General features: G+C 66.8%; 16 protein-coding genes. 8 read left to right on the forward strand and 8 right to left on the reverse strand.

From position 1 onward, the window contains the following. Positions 1–94: 94 nt before the first annotated feature. The 5 genes from glmM to ACPCUW_RS01275 all read right to left on the reverse strand — a co-directional run bounded on the left by glmM (position 95) and on the right by ACPCUW_RS01275 (position 7,279). The gene (glmM, locus tag ACPCUW_RS01255; RefSeq protein ID WP_423423424.1) at positions 95–1,462 is read right to left on the reverse strand and encodes a phosphoglucosamine mutase; all 1,368 of its coding nucleotides are present in this window, start codon (positions 1,460–1,462) and stop codon (positions 95–97) included. Between the two features lie 205 nt (positions 1,463–1,667). Then, complete coding sequence (gene rpsI, locus ACPCUW_RS01260; protein ID WP_030513474.1) at positions 1,668–2,180, reverse strand: 30S ribosomal protein S9; 513 nt, start codon at positions 2,178–2,180, stop codon at positions 1,668–1,670. Continuing rightward, positions 2,177–2,620, reverse strand: a complete 444-nt coding sequence (gene rplM / locus ACPCUW_RS01265; RefSeq protein WP_030513473.1) for a 50S ribosomal protein L13 — start codon at positions 2,618–2,620, stop codon at positions 2,177–2,179. The genes rpsI and rplM overlap by 4 nt, the downstream gene beginning before the upstream one ends. A gap of 176 nt (positions 2,621–2,796) precedes the next feature. Continuing rightward, complete coding sequence (locus ACPCUW_RS01270) at positions 2,797–4,557, reverse strand: hypothetical protein (RefSeq protein WP_423423425.1); 1,761 nt, start codon at positions 4,555–4,557, stop codon at positions 2,797–2,799. Positions 4,558–4,642: 85 nt separating this feature from the next. Next, positions 4,643–7,279: an FHA domain-containing protein gene (locus ACPCUW_RS01275; protein ID WP_423423426.1), complete on the reverse strand. Its 2,637-nt coding sequence runs from the start codon at positions 7,277–7,279 to the stop codon at positions 4,643–4,645. 111 nt (positions 7,280–7,390) lie between these two features. On the opposite strand from ACPCUW_RS01275, the gene ACPCUW_RS01280 reads away from it, so the two are divergent. Beyond that, positions 7,391–8,836, forward strand: a complete 1,446-nt coding sequence (locus ACPCUW_RS01280) for a metallopeptidase (protein ID WP_423423427.1) — start codon at positions 7,391–7,393, stop codon at positions 8,834–8,836. Positions 8,837–8,871: 35 nt separating this feature from the next. On the opposite strand, the gene ACPCUW_RS01285 is transcribed toward ACPCUW_RS01280, so the two are convergent. Then, positions 8,872–10,128: an FHA domain-containing protein gene (locus tag ACPCUW_RS01285; RefSeq protein WP_423423428.1), complete on the reverse strand. Its 1,257-nt coding sequence runs from the start codon at positions 10,126–10,128 to the stop codon at positions 8,872–8,874. A 195-nt stretch (positions 10,129–10,323) separates the two neighbouring features. Here ACPCUW_RS01285 and ACPCUW_RS01290 point away from each other — a divergent pair, with 195 nt between their 5' ends. The 7 genes from ACPCUW_RS01290 to ACPCUW_RS01320 all read left to right on the forward strand — a co-directional run bounded on the left by ACPCUW_RS01290 (position 10,324) and on the right by ACPCUW_RS01320 (position 19,952). Further along, complete coding sequence (locus ACPCUW_RS01290; protein ID WP_423423429.1) at positions 10,324–11,523, forward strand: DUF7373 family lipoprotein; 1,200 nt, start codon at positions 10,324–10,326, stop codon at positions 11,521–11,523. Positions 11,524–11,598: 75 nt separating this feature from the next. Further along, positions 11,599–13,017: a type VII secretion-associated protein gene (locus ACPCUW_RS01295; protein WP_423423430.1), complete on the forward strand. Its 1,419-nt coding sequence runs from the start codon at positions 11,599–11,601 to the stop codon at positions 13,015–13,017. A 139-nt stretch (positions 13,018–13,156) separates the two neighbouring features. Next, the gene (locus ACPCUW_RS01300) at positions 13,157–14,365 is read left to right on the forward strand and encodes a DUF7373 family lipoprotein (protein ID WP_423423431.1); all 1,209 of its coding nucleotides are present in this window, start codon (positions 13,157–13,159) and stop codon (positions 14,363–14,365) included. Further along, positions 14,362–15,606, forward strand: coding sequence for a DUF7373 family lipoprotein (locus ACPCUW_RS01305; protein WP_423423432.1), 1,245 nt, complete (start codon positions 14,362–14,364; stop codon positions 15,604–15,606). The genes ACPCUW_RS01300 and ACPCUW_RS01305 overlap by 4 nt, the downstream gene beginning before the upstream one ends. 76 nt (positions 15,607–15,682) lie before the next feature. Then, positions 15,683–17,323, forward strand: a complete 1,641-nt coding sequence (locus tag ACPCUW_RS01310; protein WP_423423433.1) for a serine/threonine-protein kinase — start codon at positions 15,683–15,685, stop codon at positions 17,321–17,323. 169 nt (positions 17,324–17,492) lie between these two features. Beyond that, on the forward strand, positions 17,493–18,623 hold the full coding sequence (locus ACPCUW_RS01315) for a DUF7373 family lipoprotein (protein ID WP_423423434.1): 1,131 nt from the start codon (positions 17,493–17,495) through the stop codon (positions 18,621–18,623). Positions 18,624–18,650: 27 nt separating this feature from the next. Further along, entirely contained in the window at positions 18,651–19,952 is a 1,302-nt protein-coding gene (locus ACPCUW_RS01320) for a DUF7373 family lipoprotein (RefSeq protein WP_423423435.1), read from the forward strand. Between the two features lie 89 nt (positions 19,953–20,041). On the opposite strand, the gene ACPCUW_RS01325 is transcribed toward ACPCUW_RS01320, so the two are convergent. Both ACPCUW_RS01325 and ACPCUW_RS01330 read right to left on the reverse strand, forming a co-directional pair. After that, positions 20,042–20,347, reverse strand: a complete 306-nt coding sequence (locus ACPCUW_RS01325) for a WXG100 family type VII secretion target (protein ID WP_064909703.1) — start codon at positions 20,345–20,347, stop codon at positions 20,042–20,044. Positions 20,348–20,396: 49 nt separating this feature from the next. After that, positions 20,397–20,717: a WXG100 family type VII secretion target gene (locus ACPCUW_RS01330; protein ID WP_064909702.1), complete on the reverse strand. Its 321-nt coding sequence runs from the start codon at positions 20,715–20,717 to the stop codon at positions 20,397–20,399. Positions 20,718–20,958 lie beyond the last annotated feature (241 nt).

A 20,958-nucleotide genomic window follows, 5' to 3' on the forward strand; every position in this document is an offset into this window, starting at 1 on the left:
CCGCGGCTCCGACCCTCGGCAACGGCCTAGACAGCCGCACCCCTACGCGGCGTACGCACCCCGTCCGTCGCGCCACGCGGCGCGGCCGCCGAAGTCAGACCGCGGCGACACACTTGGCGAGATCGTCGGCGAGTTGTTTGGCGCGATGCGAATCGGTCGCCTCGACCATGACCCGGATCAGCTGCTCGGTCCCGCTCGGGCGCAACAGCACTCGGCCGTCGTCGCCGAGGACGCGCTCGGCCTCGGCGACCGCCTCGCGAACCTCCGGCGCGGCCGCGACCGCGGCTTTGTCGGCGACGGGGACATTGACCAGCACCTGCGGCACGGTCGTCATCACGCTCGCCAGATCGGCCAGGCTGCGCCCGGTCTCCACCATTCGCGCCATCAGTTTCAGACCTGTCAGCAGTCCGTCACCCGTGGTGCCGTATCGCGGGAAGACCAGATGTCCGGACTGCTCGCCACCCAGGCTGTAGCCACCGCGGCGCAACTCCTCCAGCACGTAGCGGTCGCCGACGGCGGTGGTGCGCACGGTGATTCCGGCATCGCGCAGCGCGATGTGCAGACCCAGATTGCTCATCACGGTCGCCACCAGGGTGTCCTGGACCAGCTCGCCCGATTCGTGCATCGCCAAGGCGAGAACGGCCATGATCGCGTCGCCGTCGACCACGGCGCCGGAGGCATCGACGGCGAGGCAGCGGTCGGCGTCGCCGTCGTGGGCCAGGCCCAGATCGGCGCCGTGCTCGAGCACCGCACGCTGCACGTTCTCGAGATGCGTGGATCCGCACCGCTCGTTGATGTTGAGCCCGTTCGGCTCGGCGTTGATCGCGACCACGCGCGCGCCCGCCTCGCGGTATGCGGCCGGTCCCACATCGGAGGCCGCGCCGTGCGCGCAGTCGACGACCACGGTGATGCCGGATAGATCGCGGCCGGTGGCCTCCACCAGATGTTCGACGTAGCGCTCATGGGTGCCGGCCAGGCTGTAATGGTCCTCGACACGACCGTCGACGCCGGAGAGGCTGAGCACCCGGCCGATGCCCGCACCGGTCGGACGCACGAAACCCTTGGCGCGGACCAGTTCCTCGATCTTGTCCTCGATGCCGTCGTCGAGTTTGTGCCCGCCCGCGGCGAAGATCTTGATGCCGTTGTCCGGCATGGCGTTGTGCGAGGCGGAGATCATGACGCCCAGGCAGGCGTCGTAGGCGGCGGTCAGATACGCGACCGCCGGGGTCGGCAGGACACCGACCGAGAGCACACTCATTCCGGCGGCGGTCAGGCCGGCGGTCACCGCGGCCTCGAGCATCTCGCCGCTGGCGCGTGGATCGCGGCCGACCACCGCCACCGCGCGCGCTCTGCCCCGGCCCAGCACCTGTGCCGCGGCCGCCGAAATCTGCAGTGCCAGTTCCGGACTCAGCGAGTCGTTGGCAAGGCCGCGGACTCCGTCGGTACCGAACAAACGCCCCATCTATCTCGCCCCTCGAGTTGAATTGCGGTGAGCGCGGAGACCCTGCGTTGCGGACGCAGGCTGCCCGCCCCGGCCTACCGTCGATCGATACAGCACGAGAGCAGGCGCCCAGGAGTGGGCGCCTGCTCTCGTACGGGGTCGCGTCGGCCGTGCTCCCACCGGCACACCGTGTGGGTGCGAGTGGGAGCGGCCGCGCGCTGCAAGATCAGCGCTTCGAGTACTGCGGAGCCTTGCGGGCCTTCTTGAGGCCGTACTTCTTACGCTCGGTGGCACGCGGGTCACGCGTCAGGAAGCCAGCCCGCTTCAGGGCGGGACGGTCGTCCGGGGTGACCTCGATCAGCGCGCGGGCGATGGCGAGGCGCAGCGCGCCGGCCTGACCCGACGGGCCGCCGCCGACCAGGCGAGCGTGCACATCGAAGGTTTCGGTGCGCTCGACGGTGACCAGCGGGGACTTCACCAGCTGCTGGTGCACCTTGTTCGGGAAGTAGTCCTCGATGGTGCGGCCGTTGAGCACGAACTGGCCGGAACCCGGGACCAGGCGAACCCGGACCACGGCCTCCTTGCGGCGGCCGACGGTCTGCACCGGGCGGTCGATGACGACCGGCGCGGCGAAGCCCTCGGACTCGGTGTACTCGGCGTCGTAGCCGGCACCCTCGTCGACGACCTCCACGGCGGCGTCTTCGACGTATTCCTCGTTGAATTCCTCAGGAGCGGTCACTGGGCCACCTGCTTGATCTCGAACGGAACGGGCTGCTGGGCCGCGTGCGGATGCGACGGGCCACCGTAGACCTTCAACTTGCGCGCGATCTGGTTGCCCAGCTTGTTCTTCGGGATCATGCCCTTGACGGCACGCTCCACGACGCGCTCCGGCCGGGTGTCGAGCAGCTGCCCGACAGACCGGGACTTCAGGCCACCGGGGTGCCCGGAGTGGGTGTAGAGGAGCTTGTCCTCACGCTTGTTGCCGGAGACGGCAACCTTGTCGGCGTTGATGATGATGACGAAGTCGCCACCATCGACGTTGGGGGCGTAGGTCGGCTTGTTCTTGCCACGCAGCAGATTCGCTGCCTGCACGGCAAGGCGGCCGAGCACTACGTCAGTGGCGTCGATGACGTACCACTGCCGGGTCACGTCACCCGCCTTCGGGCTGTACGTAGGCACAGTGCTTCCCTGTCTGTCGTTGATGTTCTGCCAGCCAGGCGAACGGTCGAGTGATCCCGGCGGCCGGTGGAGACCCGGGGCTCGTGGGACGGCACGGACGAATCCGCGACGTACCGCACGCCGAACGACGACGATACCAGGGTCGGTTCGAGGTCCCGAAATCGCGTCCGGACTCGTCAGATGTGAATGGGCGGTCCCGAGTCGAACATACCGGGGACGGTCGGAACGACGTAGTGCAGATTGTCGACCGCCAGATGGGCGCAGGGATGGTCGGCGACCGTCCGCATACCCGGGCCCGGGCGCTCGACGGCGTTCGGCGTGACCGAACAGGCCGGGCTGGGCTCGGGCGCGCGTGAGACCTTGTCCACGGCCGGCCACGAGCCGAAGTCGGATTCCGCGCCGATTCCGGCCGACGATCGCGCATCGACGGCCGCCGCGCCGCCGGGACGCGCATCGGAGGCTCCGGATACCGCCGCCGAGATGTGGTCGGGAAGCGGCCGCGCCATGTGATCCGGTTCACCGTCGGCGTGGATCGCGAGCGCCGCCAGCGCTACCGCTCCGACGATCGTCGGGGCGCCGAACAGATTGTCCTTGACCTTGCTCCACAACTTGCCCTTGTGAGCGTGTTCCCCGTGGTCCGGTTGTTCCCCGGCCGATGACCGACCACCGGATTCGGTGGTCCGCTGATCATCGACCGGGCCGGCCGGGGGGCGGGTGAACCTGCTTTCCACCTGGCCGGCCTCCCGGGTCATCCGGGTGGTCGGCTCACCGGCCGGAAGAGGCTGCGGGCCCGATCCGGGCCCGGCATCACGCGCCGCGTGCCGGCCCTGGGCGAGGCCCTGCGGATTCGGCGGCTCCGGACGATGGTGCGGTTCGGCGGGCGGGCGGGCCGGATCCGGCAGCCCCGCATGCCGGCCCGCGTTCTCGGCCCGGGAATCCGGTTGCGGCACACCGCGATTCGGGCTGCCCTGATTCGACGCCGCCTGCATCGGGCCGGGTCGCGGCGGACCCGGCTGATTCGGCACCGCCGGGTTCGGCTGATTCGGCACCGCCGGACCCGGCGCGGGAGCCGGCCCCTGCTCGGCCTCGGCGTATTCGCTGTCGGTGACCAGCAGATGCGCAGCACCCAGCACCAGGGCGTGCATCGGATGATCGGCGACCCGCAACCGGTTGCCCAGATGGTTCTGGAACGCCAGCCGCAACGCGTCGTTGAAACACACATTGCCGGTGAGCAGCACCGTCGAGGTGTCGGCGCCGATCGAACGGGCCGCGGCCATCACCTCGATGACGACGTTGTCCGCCGAATGCGCGTCCCGCATCGAATCCGGGGTGATCGGGACCCCGACCGATTCGGTGGGCTGCTCGTCGTCCCCGTCGACGGCCACCACCAGGCACACCCGGCCGTCGGAATAGACGCCGGTCGCGCCGACGCCGCGGCGGCCGCGCGCGGGCGGCTGTACCAGGCCCAGGGCCCGCACATAACCGGACAGCGCCACGGATTCGGGCAGTGGGTCGGTGACGACGTCCATCTGCTCGATCAGACGGCAGTACTCCTCGACCTTCTCGTCGGCCCAGTCGTCCGGAAACGGCAACGCCACCACGTCGGGCTTGCCCCGCAACCGGGAGCCGATCGCGGCGAGCGGGTTGTAGAGCCGGGCGCGGAACACCAGCTCCGCCGGCCAGGTCGCCCCGGCGATGCGGATCTGCTGATGCCCGAGGATGTCACGTACGTCGGAGACCGCGATGCCCAGATCGGGCCGCTGCCGGTCCACGCCCGCGGTGTGCAGTCGCCCGGACTTGTCCGCCAGCAAATACGCAGGCGGCGTATATGTGCCTTCCACCTGGACCGGGCGGATCGGTATCCCACCGCCACCGGCGGCCACGGACACCACATCCCATCCGAGATGTATCGCCCCAACTCGAGCCGTCACATGCATAAGTGTGCCTGCTGTCGCGTCGGCACGCTCGGGGCAGGGCCGATTAGTGCGGACATCCCTTGTCGACGCTCGTTTCCGGACCCGTTCACGCGGCCGACTTCTTCAGCCGCAGACGCCACCACGTCAGCGTGGACAGCGCCGCGGTGAGCACGATCAACATGCCGGCGTCGAGGAACCAGAAACCGGGTTTGTGCTGCCAGATCGCATCGGGCTGGGCGTTGACGAACAGGGTCCGCAGATCGATGGTCGAGGCGCCGCCGGCGAATCCCCAGCGCGACGGGAAGACGTACGAAAGCTGTTCCAGCACCACGCGATCGGTCACCGGAATCATGCCGCCGGCCATCACCAGCTGACACATGATCATGACCACCAGCAACGGCATGACCTGTTCGTTCGACTTGGCCAAGGTCGACAACAACAATCCGACGACCACACACGTCACCGCCGTCAGCGCGATATCGACGTACAACTCGATACCGCCGGACGGGATGAGCGCCCCCTTCCCGGGCGGATTCTTCCCGGCCAGCACGATGGCCACCAGCACCGCGGACTGCAGCAGCGCCGCGACACCGAAGACCATCACCTTCGCCAGCAGATATGCCGAGGGCAGCAGGCCGACGGCTCGCTCCCGCAGGAAGATCGGGCGTTCCCCGACCAGGTCGCGGACGGTCAGCGTCGACCCCATGAAGCACGCGCCGAGGATGAGCACGACCAGCAGCTGCTGCGATTCACTTCCTCCGGTGAGCTGCGGATGCAACTGGCCGTCCGGGCCGAGAATCGGTGGGGCGGCCGCAAAACCGTTCTTACCCGGCACGACCAGGCACAGCACACCCAGCACGAACGGGAGGACCACCAGGAAGGCCAGGTAGCCGCGGTCGGCGAGGATCAGCCGGACCTGCCGCCGCGACAGGGTCGACAGTTGTTTCCAGCCACTGGATTTCGGCGGCTGCCCCATCACGCCGCGGGGCACGGCCGGCGGCGGCGGTGGCAGCGCCGCCTGCCGGGACCGGTAGTTCGCGAAGGCGCGATCCGGTTCGGCGGCGACCCGCGCGAAGATCTCCGCCCAGTCGCTGGTCCCGAGAAAGTCGCCGACCCCGGCCGGATGTCCGCAGAACGCGGTCTTGCCGCCGGGCGCCAGCAGCAGCACCTGATCGCACATGTCCAGGCAGGCCACCGAGTGGGTGACCACGATGACGGTGCGCCCGGCGTCGGCCAGTTCACGCAGCATGGTCATGACCTGCCGGTCCAGCGCCGGGTCCAGGCCGGAGGTGGGTTCGTCGAGTAGCAGCAGGGCCGGGCCGGTCAGCAGTTCCAGGGCCACGGAGGCGCGCTTGCGCTGACCGCCGGAGAGCCGGTCGACGCGGGTATCGGCATGTTCGGTCAGCGACAGTTCCTTCAGCACGCCGTCGATGACCTGCTGCCGATCGGCCTTCGAGGAGTCCGGCGGCAGCCGCAGTTCGGCGGCGAATCCGAGTGCCTGGCGCACGGTCAGCTGGCGGTGCAGCACATCGTCCTGCGGGACCATGCCGATACGACTGCGCATGGCCTCGTATTCGGCGTGCAGATTGCGGCCCTCGAAGGTGACCACACCGGCCGACGGATGTGTCGTTCCCGCAATGAGTTTCGACAGTGTCGACTTACCGGCGCCCGAGGGTCCGATGAGCGCGGTCAGGGTGCCGCGACCGGCCTGCATGTTGACGTCCACGAGCAGCTGCTTGTTGCCCTCGACGACGAAACCGACGCCGTGCACGCTCAATCCCTGTTCGGTGACCGGCTTCTTGCGGTGTTTCAGCGTGCCTTCCTGCACGACGAAGTCCACGTTGCCGATGGTGACGATATCGCGTTCGCGCAGCGCCACCCGCTGCTCGCGGCGGCCGTTGACGAAGGTGCCGTTGGCCGAGCCCACATCCTCGAGGACGAGGCCCTCGCCGCTCTTGACCAGGCGGGCGTGCCGCCGCGAAGCCAGCGGATCGTTGACGACGATCTGGTTGTCGCTGGTGCGGCCGATGGTCAGGCCGCCGGCCGGAATGCGGTCGGCCCGCGCGATCGGCGCGGTCGAGGCCCGCGCACGCACCGGCGGCAGTGCCGAGGTGTCGGCCTTGGTGGTCATATTGACGTTCGGCACACCGCCGGAGCCGTGGGCCGCCGGAATCGGTTGAGACGGACGTTGATTCGGCCGTTGCGCGGGCCGCGAGGGCGGCTGCGGTGCAGCCGGGCGGCGCATCTGACCGGATTGCGGGGTGGGATGGGACGCTTGCCGCCGCTGCTGCTGACCCCCACCGTGCTGACCCCCACCATGCTGATTACCACCGTGCGGGCCGCTGCCACGCGGCCCCGCGTCCCGGACAGGCGGATTCGGCGCACGGCCCGGCGACTGCGCCCGGGCGGGCGGTGCGGGCGGCCGGAATTGCGCCTCCGGCAGCAGATGAACCAGCGGGCCCGTGATCGCGTCGCCGAGCCGGACCAGCATCGGCCGATCCACCGGGACGGGACGCGTGATCCGCTGGGCGTCCACGAAAACCCCGTTGGTACTGCCGTTGTCGGCGAGCACCCAGGCGCCCCCCTGCCAGCCAAGTGTCGCGTGCACACGAGAGACCAGCGGACTGTCGACGAACACCGTCACCTCGGGCGCGCGGCCCAGGGTCACCTGCTGAGTGTTTTCGAAGATCCGATCGGTTCCCTCATGGCGCACGGTGATCTTCTGCGCCCCCGGTAATGACATGAGCCGGATAATATGCGATGGCCGTGACATCGGTGGGGCTCGAACGTGCCCCCGATCGCCGGGGGCGGCGCAGGTGACGCAGCGACTACCGGCCCGGGGAGGGATGGGGAGATGGCGAAACGCCCGGTGACGGCGGCCCTCGCCGTACTGGTGCTGGCGGTCGGTCTACTGGCCGGGTGCACCATGACGACCGGTGGGCACGCCGTATCCATCTACGACGACCCGTTCCAGGTCGCCGGACTGCCCACCACCAGCGGCCCCAGCGGTCCTCGTTCCGGTGTTCCCGATTCCCCGCTGACCGCGACGGGCGGTGACAAGGGCGCGGTCGACACGTTGGCGCTCAACGCCATCGACGATATCCAAAGTTATTGGCGCGGTGAGTATCACAACGAGTTCGACGGCGACTTCACCCCCGTCACCAAGTTGTATTCCTGGAGCGCGAAGGCGCCGCGCTCGCAGGAGACACAGTTCTGCAAGGACACGACCTATCACCTGGTCAACGCGGCCTACTGCCGGCTGGACAATTCCGTCGGCTGGGATCGCGGCGTACTGCTGCCCATGATGCAGGACAGCTTCGGGAAGATGGCCGTGGTGATGGTGCTCGCGCACGAATACGGCCACGCCATCCAGACGATGTCGCACATCGTCACCGCGAAGGATCCGGTCATCGTGAAGGAGCAGCAGGCCGACTGTTTCGCCGGCGCGTTCATGCGTCACGTCGCCGAGGACAAGGCCGCGCATTTCACGATCAACACCTCCGACGGCCTCAACAACGTGCTGGCCGCGACGGTTGCCATCCGCGACGCCAATCCCGAGGATCCGGAATCGGTGCACGGCTCGGCCTTCGAGCGGGTGACCGCGGTGCAGATCGGTTTCACCGACGGCCCCAAGGGCTGCAAGGCGATCGATATGAAGGACATCGATCGCCGCCGCAAGAATCTGCCGCAGTCCTTCGGCGACGACGTCAATCGCGGCGAACTGGCGATCACCAAGGACAGTCTCAAGGAGTTGAGCAAGGCGATGGCGGCGATCATGCCGATCCCGTCCGAGCCGACCTACGACTATCACGGCGCCCTCATGCACTGCAGCAACGGCGCCGACACCGTGCCCGTCACCTACTGCCCCGCGACGAATACGATCGGCACCGACATTCCGGCCCTCGCACAGCGCGGCGCGGCGGATACCGATGAGCAGGACGGCTTTCCGACTCGCGTCGGCGGCGACTACAACGCCTACGTCGTGTTCGTCTCCCGCTACGCGCTCGCGGTGCAGCGCAGTGCGCACCAGCAGTTGACCGGAGCGAAGACCGGTCTGCGGGCCGCCTGTCTGTCGGGCGTGATCACCGCGAAGCTCGCCGATCCGCGTCGCGATGCCGGCCAGGGCGATATCGCGCTGTCTCCCGGCGATCTCGACAAGGCGGTTTCGGGACTGCTCAGCGATGGGCTGGCGGCCAGCGATGTGGAGGGCAAGACCGTGCCGAGTGGCTTTTCCCGGGTAGACGCGTTCCGGGCCGGTGTGCTGGGCACACAGGAGATCTGCGAGGCGCGCTACTCCTGACGCGCTGCCTCCCCCGGCCGCGTCGCTACGGTCGCTCAGCCGAACGGCGGGGGCGCGGCCGGTTCCAATCGCAGTACGCGGTTGCCGAGCTGGATCTCCGAGCCGTGGGCCAGCACCATCGGCTGATTCGGTTGCAGCCGAATCCAATCGCGATATCCGGCCGGCCGGGCCCGGGTGCCGTTGGTGGAGCCCCGATCCACGACGGTGATATCCCAGTTCATCAGCCGGATTTCGGCGTGGGCCCGCGACATTCCGCCGGAGGAGTCCTCGATTTTGACCGGCACCAGACCGCGCTGGGCGGCCTCGGAGTTCTCCGGGTCCCGTCCGATCACGGCGTCGGCCGCCAGCAGATAGGTCATACCGTCGTCGAGTACGAGCATGCCCAGCGGCGGCCGGACGACCTCGACCGGTTGCTGCGTCTGGTCGACCGGCATTCCGCAGACCGTGCAGAACGCCGAGCGCGGATCGCTGGGATGAGCCCGAGCGCAGGTGAATCCCATCACCCGCACGGCCAGCGAGGTCGCGCGGGCGGTCGCCTCCATTCGGCGTTCCAGTTCGGGATCGGGACCGGGGGCGGGATTCGTACCGCGCAACCGGGTTTCGGCCAGCCGAGGATCCTCCGCCGGTTCGGGACGCGATATCCCTTGCCGCGCATCGGCTTCCGGCGTCCGATCCGGTCGGGTCGGGGGTGGGGGCAGTTGCGGTTCGGGCCGCTGTGCGTCCAATTGCGACGTGGGCGAGGGCTTGGCGCGATGGTGTGCACCGGCGGCGGGACGGGCGACACGATCACGCGCGCGGGTCCGCTCGCCCTCGAACCAGACCACCGCACCCGCGGCGGCTGCCACGCCCTCCACCAGGGAGCCGATGCCGCGTTCGGGCAGTTCCGGAATCCGGCCGTGCTCGTCGTCGATGAACAGCGCCGCCGCGCGGGCCGGCGGTTCGGTGAACCGGTCGACGGTGAAGGCGGCATCCACGCCGCGGTAGTACTCGACACCCCGGGCGCCCGCGAGTACCGCGGTGACCGAGCCGTGCAGGAAGATCGCCACTCCACCGGTATCCGAGCCGGACAGAATTCCGAGGTCGACCGGGCTGCCGTCGACCTGTTCGGCCTCCTGCATCAGCCAGCGGGTAGCCTCGCGCGCGATGATCCGCCCGGGTCCTTGTGGGGCATGCTCGGACGCCTCGGACACCAACTGCGCCAGCGCCTCGGCGGCCCGCATCGCCGGTGCGTCGGGGTGAACCCGGCCGCGACCACGATGCGCGACGACCACGACGGCCCCCGCGACACGCACGACGACATGGTTACCGGCGACAACCTCGACCTGCCGATCCATCAACGGAATCGGCCTCCGAGCGAGATCAGCGCAGCGGTCAACACACGGACAAGGTTAAGGCAATCGTTGTCCATGAGTCCCCGCTGTCGGGTCCGGTCCGGTAATTTCGATGTCGGAGAACCGGGAGAGAGCACCGGGAGAAGGGGGCGGTCCATGGGCCGGACGATTCGCAGATCTCTTGTTTTCACCTGCGCCGCACTGCTTGCCGCGCTGACCGGTTGCGGCGTGCAGGGAACCCCGACCGCCGCCGAACTGGATGTCCGCACGCTCGACGTCGGTCCGTATCCGGTCGACCGCCACAGCTACGACGCCACCGCGGGCAGCAAGGGCGCGCTGGCGGAGGGGATGCGGATGTCGCAGGCCGTGGTCCCGGCCGTTCGCATCGACCCGTCGCTGACGGTCGGCGCCGGCGGGCGAGTCGTCGCCGACAGCACCGAGGCCACCCGTCGCCTGCTGGCCGCGGTCTCCAAACCGGTGCTCGACCGCAACAAGATGATCGTCGCCTATGTCGCGGCGGGTTCCGACAAGCCGGGCTCGCTGGACAGCGCGGCAGCGGCGACCTCGGTCACCGATCTGGTGCTGCGTTTCCCGGACGAGTCCGCTGCCCGGCAGGCCGCGCGCGAACTCGAGGATGTCGACTTCGGTGTGGCACCCGACCTCAATCGCAAACTCGCACAGCCGAAATACCCGGATGCCTATATCCACTACCGTCCCGGGATCCCCACCATCGGCACCTTCATGGCCTACAAACAGTTCGTGATCTCGCTGTTCATCGAGCGGCCTCGCTCCGAGGAGGCCGACCTGCTGGCCTGGGTCCAGAAGACGCTCGACGCCGAGGTGCCGGCACTCGATCACTTCCAGGCGACGGCGGCCGGCGGCCTCGACGCGCTGCCGGTGGATCCGGACGGCCTGCTCGCCCGCGCCGTCGTGCGCGACCGCTCGAACCGCACACCCGATGTCGATCGCTTCGCGGTCTATGCCGCACCGGCATTCGTCCACATCTCCTCCGACGAGACCACACGCCAGCGCCTCGTCGACGACACCGGCATGGATGCCATCGCCGTCGCCGACAACAGCTCGGTGTTGCGCGTCCGCGACGCCGATGCGGGGGCGCGCATGATCAAAGGGCTGATCTCCGGTTCCGGTGAGCAGTACGAGCCGGCCGACGCGCCCGAGACGGTGCCCGGGGCCAAATGCCTGACGCTCAACAGTTCGGGAGATCCCCAGAAGGACAGCCGTTTCCGCTGCTACGTGCCCTACCGGCGATACGTGGAGGTCGTCAACGCCAACAGCCGCGAGGATATAGATCAGCGGGTCGAAGCGGCGTATGCGTTGCTGGCCAACAGCTTCTGACCGAGCCCGGGCGGCGCGGGAGCGTCACCGTGCTGGAGTACTATGCCGCGAGACCCAGCCTGGAAGGGGGAGCTGATGTCCACGGTCGATCTGATACTGACCGACAGCCGATTGTGGGCGCGCAGCGAATCCACTCATTGGGACGGCGCTCCCTCGGTGGTCCCCGCCAGCGACGGAGCGAGTCTCGTTGTGGGAGAACCACTTCAACCGCCCACCCCCGCCGTCTCGGTGGTACGGCTGGCCGCAGCGGACCGCATCGCCTTCGTCCCGATGCTGCCGACCGTCGCCGACGCCTTCGCCGCGATCTTCGGCGCGGTGCTGACGAATCTGCGGCTGCCCAGCGCGTGTGAGCGGCTCACGGTGGTGAGCCCGTCGGAGTGGGGCACGCGCCGCCGCGCCGCGCTCGAGGCCGGCGCCCGCCGTCTGGCCGGCGAGATCAGCGTCGAACCGCTGGCATTGCGGGTGGCCGGACTGTCCGCGAGCACCTCGCAGCAGCAGCGCATCGCGGTGGTGGAACTGAATTCGCTCACCACGACCGTCACCCTCACCGGCCGTTCGGGCACCGAAACTTGGATCGAGGCCTGCGAATACGAGCCGACGATCGGCTCCGCGGACCTGGCCGAGGGACGCGGCGTGGAGGCCGTCGTCGATGTCGTCGATCGACTGCTCGGCGGCCGCAAACCCAGCTATCTCGTGGTCGTCGGCGCCGCCGAACCCGCACTGCTCGACGCGATGCGCGCGGAACTGTCCCGGCGCTACGGCTTCGGTGTCGACCTGCGTGCGATGTCCGGTGTGGATCTGGTCCGGGGCGGGCCCGCGATGTCCCCCGCGACTCACCCCGCGCAGTTCGCCCCGCAGACACCGTGGGTCGGCTCACTGCACGAGCATGCGGCCGCGACCGCGCCGCCGCCGAAGCGCCGCACTCCGCTCGTCATCGGCGCCGCTGTGTTCGCGGTGATCGTCGCCGCGGTGGCGGCCGCCGTCGTGCTGACCCGATCCGGCGGCGAGTCGCAGACGGCCGAATCCACCGGTACGCACCCGTCCCCCGTCGCCTCACCGACCGCGGCGGCGGCACCGCCCGCGGAGTCCTTCGGGCGGGTCGAGGCGGTGGTCCCGGCGGGCTGGCATATCACCAATCGCTCCGGCGCCCGGGTCGACCTCTCCCCGAACGACGGTGCGCGGGAACGTATTTCGCTGGTCCAGAAGGATCTCGCCGCGGGCTCCGGCATCGAGGACGTCGCCGCCACTCTCGAAACCCAGATCGCCAAACGACCGGCCGGCACGGTCGGGCCGCTGCAGCGCAACGTGATCTTCGGCGGCCGCCCTGGGCTGTCCTACGAGGAAACTCCCAGCGACGGCACCACGGTGCGCTGGCAGGTTCTGGTGGATTCGGGCCTGCAGGTCAGCGTCGGCTGCCAATATCCTGCCGGCGACTGGCAGCCCATGGCCGCGGTGTGCGAGAAGTTCGTCGGCGATCTGCGGACGGGGGCCTGACACCCCGCCCACAGCGACGCCCGCACATCGGGTGCCGCCGCCGGTGAAGGGCACCCGTCGGAGACGGGTGCTATCTTCTTCGCAGCGTCGGCCGAGCAGGCACCTGTGTTCACCGGCGTGGAGCCTGTGGGAGGGGACTATGCGAAATTCCGTGCGTGTGCTGGCCGCTGCCGTGGCCGCGCTGGCGCTGGCCGCGACGGGATGCGGCTCCGATCCGGCTCCCCCTCCGGCCGCCGAACCGACCGTCGATCTCAGCGGTCTCGACGTGGGACCGTACGACGCCACACCGCGCGATATGGGCAAGCCCGCCAATCCGGGTCAGGCCGCATTCTTCGAGGCGGAGCGACTCGGCAGCGCGATGCCGCTGCCGATGGATATCGACCCGGCCTTCACCCACACCGGCAAACTCGACACCCTGGTCTTCCTCGATCCGAAGACGTCGGTGATGAAGGACTTCACCGACCTGGGCAACTTCGCCGAAGACGCCCCGGACCTGATCGGCGGCTTCGCGTCCTACGGCCGCGACGACCCGGACAACCTGGGAAGCGAGCTGGTCAACGCGGCCATGATCTTCCCGACCGAGCAGCGCGCGACCGAGGTCGCCGTGGCCCTGGAGCGGCGCGATTTCGGCCGGGACCCGCAGACCCAAGCGGTCGCCATCCCCAATTATCCGCTGGCGCATGCACATTGGGTGCCGACCAAACAGGCGATCAGCAGCTGGTATCCGGCGGGTCGGCTGGTCGTCTTCACCGCGGTCTACGACCAGGCCAAGAACTGGTTCAACAAGGTCGATCTCCCGGCGCTCGTCTCGCGTGTGCAGAAAAGTCTCGACACCGTCGCGCCCGCGCTCGCGAAGTTTCAGCCGACACCCCCGGACAAACTGATGGACCACCCGATCGACATCGACGGGATGCTCGGCCGGACCATGATCCGGCCGAAGGAGGCGACCGGCGAATGGCTCAACCCGCCCGGTGTCTACCTCGGACATGCCGGGCTGCACTTCAGTAGCGATCCGGGCGAGTCCCGGGCGTGGTACGACCGCGACGGCGTCGACCGCTTCGCCGATTACGGCAACGAACTGTACCGAGCCCGCGATGCCGTGGCCGCCGCGGATATTCGCGACGAATTGGGCGGATCGGAAAAACATTTCAAGCAGGCGGCGTCCCCGCGGAATCTTCCGGTCGCGAAATGCCGGGAATACAACGGCAAGGAGATGTTGGCCGTCCGCTTCTACTGCTCGGTGTACTACGGCCGATATGCCTCGCTGGCCTGGGGCGAGCAGTTACTGGATGCGCAGCAACGCATTTCGGCCCAGTACACCATCCTGGTGAAGGCGGATCCGAAATGACCACACGATTCGTCCGGGCGGCGGCCGCCGCGGCCTGCCTCGGCGGAGTTCTGGCGGCGACCGGGTGCGGCGCGACCGTCGGCGGCTGGGCCGGTCCGTCGGAAATAGATGTCCGGAAGCTCGATGTCGGCAACTACGATGTACGGCCGCTCGATATCCACGTGGACTATCGGCCGGGCTTCGTCAACGCACCCGAGGCCGCCGGCATGCGCCTCGCCGAGTACGTGGTAACCGCGGACCAGGTCGACCCGTCGCTGACGAAACGCGAGAAGGCGGGCAGCTTCTCCGCCGGCGTCCTGCCCGATGCGCTCGGCAACGAGAACGATATGGAGGCCGTCGCCAAGCGCGACCACATGGTGTACGGATTCTCGACGGCGGCCAGCGACAAGGACGCGGGCTGGGGTTTCGCCGGCTGGCCGAAACCCGAGAAGCCCTATTCCACCGTGCTCGCACTGTCGGTCATGCAGTTCGACGACGCCGCAAGCGCCACCCGGGCCGCCACCGATTTCTACAACGCCGATTTCAACGCCTACAAAGACCAGAACCAGCCGGTGCCACTCGCGAAATATCCTGATGCGCACGCCCATTGGCTCCCCGGAACACCGTCGATCCGCTCCTTCCTCGCGCACGGCTCCTATGTGGTGTCGGTACTGGCCCTCACTCCGACACCGAACCTGAACAGCCTCATCTCGCTCACCGAGAAGGCCCTGGACGTCGAATTCCCCCTGCTGGACCGGCTGCCGCCGATTTCCGACGAGGACACGGTCAAACTTCCCTGGGATCCGGACTACCTGCTCAGCCGGGCGCTCAATACCGGTCAGTCGGGGCGTCCCCAATACGGCGACGACAATGGCGTATTCGGTCCGCACGGAATCCTGCACTACATGTCCGATCGCAAGGCCGCCGCGCAGAGCGTCGCCGCCCTGAAGGCCGACGAATTCGCCAAAACCTCCGACGCTCTGGTGGTGCGCGCCGCCGACGGCGCATCGGCGAAGAAGGCTGTCACCGATCGCATCATCTTCCAGGGTGGCGGCCCGGCCGTCGATCCGGTTCCTCAGCTCACGGATTCGGCATGCGTAGAGAACGGTACGAAGAACGCCGACGGCGGGCTGAAGCGCTATACCTGCATCGTCGCCTACCGCAACTACGTCGGCTATGTGACCTCGAATCAGCTGGTCGACGTGCATCAACGCGCGGCCGCGCAGTACGCCCTGTTCGCCAACAGCCAGTGGCAGCCGTGACTCGACCGCCCACCTCGAAGTCCAGTAAGCTCCGCGACGATACGCGGCCCGCCGAACTACCAGGAGTTTGTTACTGATGGTGATGAGTCCCGGCACCATCGTCGGTGGGTATCGGATCGTTCGCCAGCTGGGCGCCGGTGGGATGGGCACGGTGTATCTCGCCAAACATCCCAGCCTCCCCCGCATGGACGCCATCAAGGTGCTCAGCGGTGAACTGTCGTCCAACCACGAATTCCGGGGCAGATTCGAACGCGAGGCCAATCTCGCTGCCGGCCTGGATCATCCGAATATCGTCTCGGTCTACAACCGCGGTGAAGAGCACGGCCAGTTGTGGATCGCCATGCAGTACGTCGACGGCACCGACGCCTCGGCCGAACTGGCCCGCGACCCGCATTCGATGACTCCGCTGCGCGCCCTGCGCATCGTCACCGAGGTCGGTAAGGGCCTGGACTACGCGCACCGCCGGGGACTCCTGCACCGCGACGTCAAACCCGCGAACTTCCTGCTGTCGACCCCCGAGGACGATGACGAGGAACGCGTCCTGCTCACCGATTTCGGTGTCGCCAAATCCGCCGACGACGCCACCGAACTCACCCAGACCGGCAGCTTCGTCGCGACGATCGCCTATGCGCCGCCGGAACAACTCCAAGGCATGGCGGTCGACAGCCGAGCCGACATCTACAGCCTGGGTTGCGCGCTCTACAAGCTCATCACCGGCCAGAACCCGTATCCCGCAACCCAACCCGCGATGGTCATGATGGGGCACCTCTACGAGCCCCCACCCCGCGCCACCGCCGTAAATTCCGGGCTACCACCGGCGATCGACCACGTCTTCGCGCGCGCCCTGGCGAAGAATCCCGCCGACCGCTTCAGCAGCTGCCGCGAACTCACCGACGCCGCCGCGAACGCCCTCACCCCCGGCCACAGCCCGATCCGCACCACCACCTCCCCGACCTACCCCATCCAGGTCTTCGACCCCCGCCCCCAGACCGACCCTCGCACCCCGATCCCCCACCGGACCCAATCCGCAATCCCCACCCAAACCGGCCACCGCCCCGACCCCGATCTCTCCCACCGCCCCACCCCGGACCTCTCCCGCCTCCTCGAACCGAAACCCAAGAGCCGCAAACCCCTGCTCCTCGGCGGAGTCGGAGCACTCGTCGCCGTAGGATTGGCCGCCGGCATCGGAGTGTGGGCAACCCAGGGCAATTCGGGCGGGACGGGGCCGGCGACCACCTCGGCATCGGCCGCCGCGACGACGACCGCGGCAGCGGCGTACACGTCGGTTACACAAGCGCGCGAAGCGAATCCGACGTTCGCGGGCAAAACCATCACCGTCGTCGATGTCACCAACGACGGCAAACTCGCCATCTACCTGGAGGGCACGCCGCAGACGAAATTCCTCGAGGACCTGGGGTTCGTGTACAACCTCAATTATTCGAAGAAGGGGGACGAGCCGTCGCCGCGGCCGATTTCGGACACGGACTACGACGCGTTCAAATTCTCGGACGACAGCTACGTTCTCGCGGTACGTAGCGACAAGAGCGCCGGAGGCGGAGGGCTTCTGGGGCTGCCTTTCCAGCTGACCAGCTCACGCGCCACTGTCGTTCCACTCGACGATGCTTCCACCGTTGCGGCGATTCGCAATTGGGGTGCGCATTCCGAGCAGGCCATGCTCACCAAGCTGGTGCCATTGCTGCACGACCGCATCCGCTAGTTTCAGCGTCGATCGTCTGAGAACATCACAGCCGATCTCACTCGTTCGAAACAACATGCATATCAGGGGAGGGATAGTGCGAATATCGACACTCGCGTGTGTCGCAGCGTTGTCTGCCGCGCTCGCATTCACCGCGGCGTGCGCATCCGACTCGTCGGATGACGCCACCGTGGCCGCATCACCGCATATCGACCTACACGACCTCGATGTCGGCAGCTTCGTCACAACATCCGGGAAGGTCGGCAGTCCGAATCCGACCCGCGCAAGGATGGTCGAGGGGCAACGCCTGGGCAGCGTCGCACCGCTCGCGATGGAGATCGATCCTCGATTCAAATATCAAACAGGCCACGAGGACAACAGCGTTTATGCATGGCTGGACCCGGATATCGCGGGCATTCGATCCGATGACTTCGAAGCCGATGCGGCCGGCTTCATCGCCGGATTTTTCACGTGGGGTCGGTCGGAGCTGGATCTCGGAATTGCTCAGAACATTTCCTATTCCGTCCTACTCTTCTCCGATTCGGACTCCGCGACACATGCGGCCCACACTCTCTACGGTCGAGAAATAGACTTCCAGCAGCATGTGCAATTTTCCGGAGACACGTACCCGCACGGTCCTGTCACGGTCGATGGTCATCCCGACATCCTGGCTTGGAGCACCTACGACGGGGGGCTGAAGGCATTCGAGGCCTCCGGGCGATTCGTTGTCCACACCAGTGTGGACGACCAGCTCGCCAGCAAAATCCATCAACTGGACATCAACGAGCTGATCGACCTCACAACGAAAAGCATGTCTACGATCACCGCCCGCATGGCTACCTTCCAGCCGACACCCCCGGACAAGCTCACCTCGGTGCCGGTCGATCACGAGGACATTCTCGGCCGGACACTCAGGCGTTCACCCACCGACAACTGGAAGGACACTCCCGGCTTCTACGACCGGCACGGCGCTCTCCATCTCTCCTCCAACCCGAGTGAGGACCAAAGACTCTTCGCCGAGACCGGAATGGACTGGATGGCATACAACGGGGGCAGGCTCTACCGCGCCAAGGACGCCGCTTCGGCTCAGAAAATTCTCGACGCACACTCGTCGTTGGGGAAGATGTACCGGCTGATGGACGCACCGAAAAACCTTCCCGCGGCCCGCTGCTACGAATATCACGGCGACGGTTTCGCACAGTTTCGTTTCGAATGCTTCGTGCGGTACAACGAATTCGTTGCGGAAATTTCTTCCAACCAGCTCATCGATATACGTCAGAGGACTTCCGCCCAGTACGCGATCCTCGAGAATCCCAAGTAGAGCCGGACATTCCGAATAATGTTTCACATGAAAAAGTTCCCGTTCCGAGTTTTTCTGCTCATCGCGACGCTCGTCACCGCGGCCGGATGCGGCGAGGTCAGATCCGGCCTTCCGGCAGCAGGTGAGATCGATGTGCGACATCTCGATGTCGGTCCGTACTCAACCGAACCCATCGACACATACAAGGAGTACAGTCACTCGGTCGCCAATGGTTTCGAATCGGGGATCATTCGGCTGACGAACCATACGGCTACCGGTCTGGATATCGACCCCAAGCTGAAGTTCGGGACCGGTACCCAGTCCATCGCACCGCTCAGCATGGACACGACAGCCAATGTCAGCGATGTGGAAAAGATCTTGTCGAAAGCAGGTGCGGCTGCAGCGGTTCGCAACAAGGTGATGTTCGGCTTCGCATCGGGAAGTAGCGACCATGAGCCCGATCGGTCGGGGACCTCCATGCCGGCGGCAACGCTGGTAACCCTCGGCGTGATGCAATTTCCGACCGAGGCGGATGCGGCTCGCGCTGCGGGCGAGATCGAGCAAGCCGATTTCGACGTAGCACGCGACGCAAACCGTTCGGTGCAGCTGAAAAACTTCCCCGGAGCCCATTCGCACTGGCAACCGGGCACGCCGACGCTCGGATCGCTGATATCACGAAGCCGCTATGTGGTGAGTCTGTTCGTCCAAGTACCGGACGGAGGACTGCCTGATATCGAAGCGCTCGCGGAAAAGGCCTACACCAAACAACTTCCGATGCTGGACGCCCTCCCACCGCTGTCCGCGTCGGACGCGGTGAAGCTGGACCCGGACACCGACGGGATGCTCCGACGCATCATCAATCCGAACAAGTTGTACACCCCTGCCAGCGGTTCGTTGGCAACTTATGAGGAGCAGGGGTTCCTCCACTTCCAGAATGATCGTGCCGCGGCCAAAAGCCTTTTCGAGGCTACGCGCCTCGATCGATTCACGGTCTCCGACGCCTACATTCCCTCTGCAGTCGACTACAGCGCGGCCGGAAACGCTCAAGCCTTCGGGAAGGGAATATTCAAGAACGCCACCGGCGGCGCCATCCTCTATCGAAGCTCCGGTGCGGCCTCCGCAGCGGACGCGTACTCGCGTTTACTGGAGGCGCCGGACGCACATATGAGCCCGAAGAATGTGCCGGACTCGAAGTGTGCTCAGCTTCCGGATTCAGGGAATTATCGTCAATTCTCCTGCGCGGTCAGGTATCACAACTTCGTCGCCGTCGTCTGGGGCCGACAACTGGATGATGCACAACAACGCGCAGCTGCCCAGTACGCGTTGCTGGCCAACAGTGAGTGGATGTAGCCGAACACCGGCTGCTGCCCATCAACGAAGAGGCTGGCCACATTCCCAGTGGGATTGTGACCAGCCTCTCGGTGTCGGACCGCGGTATTTCAGCCGCCGATCAGCTTGGCCGCCAGAATGTCGGCGCCCTGCATCTGCTCACCGGAATCGACAGTGCGAGTACCGAGCTGGGCGAGCGAAGCGCTCAGCTCGTCGGACTGCTGACGCCAGTTCTGCTGCACGCTGTGGAAGGCGTCGGCACCGCCACTGCCGGTCCAGTGCTGAGTGATGAAAGTCTGGAACTTCTGTTCCATCTCCTCGAGCGCTGCGGTGATCGCCATCGCCTGGTTCTTGATCCCCGCGCCCGCCGCGTTGATCGCGCCGAAATCGTAAGAAATCTGACCGAAATCGCTCATCGATTTCTCCTTTCAGAGTCTGTGGTGAGTTTTCCGCCGGAGAGAAGGACTACGTCCAGTTCAGGCTGGGCGAGTTGGCCGACTGCTGCAGGTGCGACAGGTTCTGCTCTTCCATCTCGGCGTACTTGCTGCCGGCCGACTTCAGGTTCTCGGAGTTCTGCAGCAGCGCATCGTTCATCTTGTTCGCCGCGGTGAGGAACTGCTCGAACGTGGCCTGGAACGCCTTACCGGCACCACCCTGGAAAGCCGGGCCCTGCAGATCCGTAGCGTTTCCGTGGGCGGCCTGGATCATTCCGGCGATGTCCTGGTGCTTCTTTTCCATCTCCTGGGCGAAGGCATTGAGTTGGTCGCCTTCGGCGTGAAAGGGCATCGTGGCTCCTTCTATCGGTCACCGCGGGCCGCGGCGAGGAATGGTCTTTATCCTGCTAGTGGTTTGGACGCATGACGGGCGTCCTCGGTTCCATCGTCATGTCCCGCGCATCGGCGCAGTTCGACAATCGATCGCATGGCTCGGATGCCTGCGGTGTGGATGTCTTGCACCTCCCCCTCTCGTGTTGAACAGCCCGTGTGCCGTCAGTCGGTCCCGCTCAGCGATGAGCATCGCGCCCCCG

Source organism: Nocardia sp. AB354, assembly GCF_049538315.1.
Taxonomy (GTDB): Bacteria; Actinomycetota; Actinomycetes; order Mycobacteriales; family Mycobacteriaceae; genus Nocardia; species Nocardia nova.